We start from the raw sequence: 5,849 nt of genomic DNA on the forward strand, positions 1-5,849 counted from the left end.
AGCTCTTGGGCCGGACGCGTTTCGAATCTGGTCGTCCGTCACTTGATCTGCGGGCCCGTTCCATCCGCAACCAGGCCGTGCCGCCTGTCCCAGTGGTATCCTGACCACAGGCGATGCGGCCTGCCCGCAGACAGCCGTTACCCACACATCCCGTGACGCCGCATCTCCGGCGTCCACCGCATCCCGCCCCGCAATCGTGACGATCGCGATCGCCCCTCTCGGTGGGGCAGGACGATGGGGAAAATAATCAGGATGGGGATGTTGTCAATAGTAATAGGAAAAAATGTTTGGCGTCTCACGCGGTCGAGATTGGGTTACGCCGTCTTCGCAAACAACTCCCGCCCGATCAGCATCCGCCTGATCTCGCTGGTGCCGGCGCCGATCTCGTAGAGTTTGGCGTCGCGCAGCAGGCGGCCGGTGGGATAGTCGTTGATATAGCCATTGCCGCCGAGCAGCTGGATCGCATCGAGGGCGCATTGCGTGGCGCGTTCCGACGCATAGAGGATGGCGCCGGCGGCATCCTCGCGGGTGGTCTCGCCGCGATCACAGGCTTTCGCTACCGCATAGACATAAGCCCGCGCCGAACTCAGCGCGACATACATGTCGGCGATCTTGCCCTGCACGAGCTGGAAGTTTCCGATCGGCTCGCCGAACTGCTTGCGCTCGTGCACATAGGGCTGCGCGACATCGAGACAGGCCTGCATGATACCGAGCGGCCCTGCCGCCAGCACCGCGCGCTCATAATCGAGGCCGGACATCAGCACATTGACGCCGCGGCCGACGGTGCCGAGCACGTTCTCTTCAGGGACTTCGCAATCTTCGAACACGAGTTCGCAGGTATCCGAGCCGCGCATGCCGAGCTTGTCGAGCTTCTGCGCCGTCGAGAAGCCCTTCATGCCCTTCTCGATGATGAAGGCGGTGATGCCGCGCGAGCCGGCCGCGGGATCGGTCTTGGCGTAGACCACCAGCGTCGAGGCGACCGGACCGTTGGTGATCCACATCTTGTTGCCGTTGAGAATGTAGCGATCGCCCTTCTTGTCGGCGCGGGTCTTCATCGACACCACGTCAGAGCCCGAACCCGGCTCGGACATCGCCAGGGACCCGACATGTTCGCCCGAGATCAGCTTCGGCAGGTATTTACGCTTCTGCGCCTCGCTACCATTGCGGCGGAGCTGATTGACGCAGAGGTTGGAATGCGCGCCATAGGACAGGCCCACCGACGCAGAGGCGCGCGAAATCTCTTCCACTGCGATGACATGTTCGAGATAGCCGAGCCCGGCGCCGCCGAATTCTTCCTCCACCGTGATACCGTGGAGCCCGAGCGCGCCGATCTTGGGCCAGAGATCGAGCGGAAACTGGTTGGTCTTGTCGATGGCTTCGGCGCGCGGCGCGATCTCGTTCTGCGAGAAATCACGCACGGTCTCGCGAATCGCATCCGCGGTCTCGCCGAGATCGAAATTGAACATCCGTTGAGCGTTCGAAATCACAGGGTCGCCTCCGGTCAGAACGGCGCGCAAACGCACCGGTTTTGTTGATTGAAATCACCATGTCACGGGCCGAACGGGCTGAGAAGAGGCATAAAGTGGTCCTTGCTCTTGGCCGCGCAACAGGTTGTAATTCATCCAAATAAGCCCTCCGGGACCAACCACGGAAGGCACGCCAGGGGAGAGAACCGATGCTCGATCGCGTCCAGGATTCCGACAGCAGCAAATCCGCCCAAGCCGCGGCTCATGCCCAGGCTTACGGGATGCCGCTGGACGAGTTCGACCCCGGCAATCCCGAACTGTTCCGCACCGATACGTTCTGGCCCTATTTCGAACGGCTGCGCCGCGAGGACCCCGTCCACTACTGCAAGGACAGCATGTTCGGACCGTATTGGTCGGTGACCAAGTACAACGACATCATGGCGGTCGAGACCAATCACGCCACCTACTCCTCGGCGGCGGCATTCGGCGGCATCACCATCCGCGACGCCGGCGTGAAGTTTCGCCGGCCGATGTTCATTGCCACCGATCCGCCGCATCACAGCGCCCAGCGCAAGACCGTGGCGCCGATGTTCGCCCCGCACCACATGGACGAACTCTCGGGGCTGATCCGCAGCCGCACTGCGGAGGTGCTGGACTCCCTGCCCCGCAACGAGACTTTCGACTGGGTCGACCGCGTCTCGATCGAACTCACCACACAGATGCTGGCGACTTTGTTCGACTTCCCTTGGGAGGACCGCCGCAAGCTCACCCATTGGTCCGACGTCGCCACCATGCTGCCGCCGACAGAGGAGGCCGAAGCGCAGCGCCAGAAGGAACTCGGCGAATGCGGCGAATATTTCGGCCGGCTGTTTCAGGAACGGCTCAACGCGCCGCCGAAGAGCGACCTGATATCGATGATGGCGCATAGCGAGGCCACGCGGCATCTCGATCCCGAGAACTTCCTCGGCAACATCATCCTGCTGATCGTCGGCGGCAACGACACCACGCGCAACTCGATGTCCGGCGGCGTCTATGCACTCAATCAATTCCCCGGCGAATACGACAAGCTTCGCGCCAATCCCGCGCTGATCGAGAGCATGGTGCCGGAGATCATCCGCTGGCAGACGCCGCTCGCGCATATGCGGCGCACGGCCGTGCAGGACGCCGAACTCGGCGGCAAGCAGATCAGGAAGGGCGACAAGGTCGTGATGTGGTACGTCTCGGGCAATCGCGATGACGAGGTCATCGAAAACCCGAACGAATTCATCATCGACCGCGTGCGCCCGAACCGCCATCTCTCATTCGGCTTCGGCATCCACCGCTGCGTCGGCCTCAGACTTGCCGAACTTCAATTGAAGATTGTGTGGGAAGAGATCATGAAGCGCTTCCAGCGGATCGAGGTCGTCGGCGAGCCGCGCCGCGTCTTTTCGAGCTTCGTGAAGGGCTATGAAACACTGCCCGTGCGGATCGCCGGCTGAACCATTGACCGCAACAGGTCAGGATCGATTTTTGGAGAGCAGACGTCATGAATATCCAAGCCAGGATCAATCCTGACAAAGCCGAGATCCAGCGCGTCGCGCGGGAGATCGCCTATTCGACACCGCTGAAGGACTTCCATCCCGGCGCGCCGAAACTGTTCGCCACCGATACGCTGTGGCCGTTCTTCGAACGGCTGCGCAAGGAGGAGCCCGTGCATTACTGCACCAATGCGCCGATCGAGCCCTATTGGTCGGTGACCAAGTACAACGACATCATGAAGGTCGATACCAGCCACAGTATCTTCTCGTCCGACGTGAAGCATGGCGGCATCGCGATCCGCGACGTGCCGGAAGGCTATGACTGGCCGAGCTTCATCGCCATGGATGAACCGAAGCACAGCGCGCAGCGCAAGACCGTGACGCCGATGTTCACGCCTGATCATCTCGACGAGATGGCGGTGCTGATCCGCGGGCGCGTCTGCAAGGTACTCGACGGGTTGCCGCGCGGCGAGACCTTCGACTGGGTCGAACGCGTCTCGGTCGAACTCACCACGCAGATGCTGGCGACCCTGTTCGACTTCCCGTGGGAAGAGCGCCGCAAGCTGACGCGCTGGTCCGACGTGTCGACCGCCCTGCCCAAGAGCGGCATCGTGTCATCCGAGGAAGAACGTCGCCGCGAGATGGATGAATGCGCGGCCTATTTCCAGAAGCTCTGGAACGAGCGCGTGAATTCCGACCCACGGAATGACCTGATTTCCATGATGGCGCATAGCGACGCCACGCGCTTCATGGATCCCGACACCCTGATGGGCAATATCATCCTCTTGATCGTCGGCGGCAACGATACCACCCGCAACACCATGACCGGCTCGGTGCTGGCGCTGCACGAGAACCCCGACCAGTATCAGAAGTTGCGCGACAATCCGTCATTGATCGAGACCATGGTCCCCGAAGTGATCCGCTGGCAGACGCCGCTGGCGCATATGCGCCGCACGGCGCTTGTGGATACCGAACTCGGCGGCAAGACCATCAAGAAAGGCGACCGCGTGGTGATGTGGTACGTCTCGGGCAACCGCGACGAGGAGGTCATCGAGCGGCCCAACGAGTTCATCATCGACCGCAAGCGGCCGAAGATCCACCTGTCATTCGGTTTTGGCATACACCGCTGCGTGGGCATGCGCCTGGCGGAGTTGCAATTGAGGATCGTTTGGGAGGAGATACTGAAACGGTTCGAGAACATCGAAGTTGTGGGGGAACCCAAGCGCGTGTATTCGAGCTTCGTCAAAGGCTACGAGACCCTCCCGGTTAGAATTACCTAAGACCGGAGGATTTCGTAATGCCGGTCAGGATTCATAATTTCCCCTCAAGAAGAGAAGCTCAATTCCTTGACGAAACATGCTGCCGCGGAACAAGACGAATTTCATGACATCCGCGATGCCGTCGCCAAACTGTGCGCACAGTTTCCCGGCGAATACTGGCGCAAGCTCGACCGCGAGATGGCCTATCCGAAGGCTTTCGTCGATGCATTGACGGAAGCCGGCTACCTGTCGGTTCTGATCCCCGAGGAATATGGCGGCTCCGGCCTCAAGCTCTCCGCAGCGGCGGCGATCCTCGAAGAGATCCAGCGTGCCGGTTGCAACGGCGGCGGCTGCCATGCCCAGATGTATACGATGGGCACGGTGCTGCGTCATGGTAACGACACCCAGAAGGCCAAGTGGCTGCCGAAGATCGCCTCGGGCGAAGTCCGCCTGCAGGCCTTCGGCGTCACCGAGCCGACCTCGGGGACGGATACCTCGTCGCTGAAGACGGTGGCGAAGAAGGACGACAACGGCGACTACATCGTCAATGGCCAGAAGATCTGGACCAGCCGCGCCGAATATTCCGACCTGATGGTGCTGCTCGCACGCACCACGCCGAAGGAACAGGCCGCGAAGCGCACCGACGGTCTGTCGGTGTTTCTGGTGGACATGAAGGAGGCCAAGAAGAACGGCCTCGAGATTCGCCCGATCCGCACCATGATGAACCACGCCACCACCGAAGTGTTCTTCACCGACATGAAGGTGCCGAAGGAAAACCTGATCGGCGAAGAGGGCAAGGGCTTCCGCTACATCCTCTCCGGCATGAATGCCGAGCGCATCCTGATCGCCAGCGAATGCGTCGGCGATGCCAAGTGGTTCATCGCCAAGGCGAGCGCTTACGCCAAGGAGCGCCAGGTGTTCGGCCGTCCGATCGGCCAGAACCAGGGCATCCAGTTCCCCATCGCCAAGGCTTACGCAAACATGCGCGCGGCCGAGCTAATGGTGAAGGAAGCACTGCGCAAATACGAAGCCGGCATGGAATGCGGCGCCGAGGCCAACATGGCCAAGATGCTTGCGGCCGACGCGTCGTTCGAGGCGGCCAATGCCTGTATCCAGACCCATGGCGGCTTCGGCTTTGCCGAGGAATACGACGTCGAGCGCAAGTTCCGCGAGACGCGTCTGTATCAGGTGGCGCCGATCTCGACCAACCTGATCCTGTCCTTCGTGGCCGAGCATGTGCTCGGCATGCCGCGCTCGTATTGAGATAGACACATGCTGCCGCTCAAGGGATTGACCGTCATCGCCGTTGAACAGGCGGTGGCTGCACCATTCTGCAGTTCGCGACTCGCGGATGCCGGCGCGCATGTGATCAAGATCGAGCGCCCCGAAGGCGACTTTGCGCGCGGCTATGACGCTGCCGCCAAGGGCCAGAGCAGCTATTTCGTCTGGCTCAACCGCGGCAAGGATTCCGTGGTGGTCGATCTCGCCACGGCGGACGGCCGCAAGGCGATGGAAGAGCTGATCGCCACTGCCGACGTGCTGCTGCAGAACCTCAAGCCCGGCTCGATGGACAAGCTCGGCTTCACCCGCGAGCGGCTGCGCAAGGA

The 5,849-nt window shown here is 61.5% G+C and carries 5 protein-coding genes; 4 read left to right on the forward strand and 1 reads right to left on the reverse strand.

Annotation, left to right across the window (positions count from 1 at the left end):
- Window positions 1-314: 314 nt before the first annotated feature.
- Window positions 315-1,487: an isovaleryl-CoA dehydrogenase gene (locus ACEK02_RS20365; RefSeq protein WP_371423382.1), complete on the reverse strand. Its 1,173-nt coding sequence runs from the start codon at window positions 1,485-1,487 to the stop codon at window positions 315-317.
- 260 nt (window positions 1,488-1,747) lie between these two features.
- On the opposite strand from ACEK02_RS20365, the gene ACEK02_RS20370 reads away from it, so the two are divergent.
- From ACEK02_RS20370 to ACEK02_RS20385, 4 genes are all read left to right on the forward strand, one after another.
- Window positions 1,748-2,944 carry a cytochrome P450 gene (locus ACEK02_RS20370; protein ID WP_371423386.1) on the forward strand — a complete coding sequence of 399 codons (1,197 nt, stop codon included), beginning with the start codon at window positions 1,748-1,750 and terminating at the stop codon, window positions 2,942-2,944.
- 47 nt (window positions 2,945-2,991) lie between these two features.
- On the forward strand, window positions 2,992-4,263 hold the full coding sequence (locus ACEK02_RS20375) for a cytochrome P450 (protein ID WP_371423383.1): 1,272 nt from the start codon (window positions 2,992-2,994) through the stop codon (window positions 4,261-4,263).
- A 66-nt stretch (window positions 4,264-4,329) separates the two neighbouring features.
- Window positions 4,330-5,505: an acyl-CoA dehydrogenase family protein gene (locus ACEK02_RS20380; RefSeq protein WP_371423384.1), complete on the forward strand. Its 1,176-nt coding sequence runs from the start codon at window positions 4,330-4,332 to the stop codon at window positions 5,503-5,505.
- Between the two features lie 9 nt (window positions 5,506-5,514).
- Window positions 5,515-5,849 (forward strand): CoA transferase (locus ACEK02_RS20385; RefSeq protein ID WP_371423385.1); only part of this gene is annotated, 335 nt, incomplete at its 3' end.

The sequence above is a fragment of the Tardiphaga sp. genome (genome assembly GCF_041424195.1).
In the GTDB taxonomy this organism is placed as follows: Bacteria; Pseudomonadota; Alphaproteobacteria; order Rhizobiales; family Xanthobacteraceae; genus Tardiphaga.

Coding starts and splice junctions, on each gene's coding strand:
- ACEK02_RS20370 (WP_371423386.1), top strand. CDS start 1,748: ATGCCGCTGGACGAGTTCGACCCCGGCAATCCCGAACTGTTCCGCACC.
- ACEK02_RS20375 (WP_371423383.1), top strand. CDS start 2,992: ATGAATATCCAAGCCAGGATCAATCCTGACAAAGCCGAGATCCAGCGC.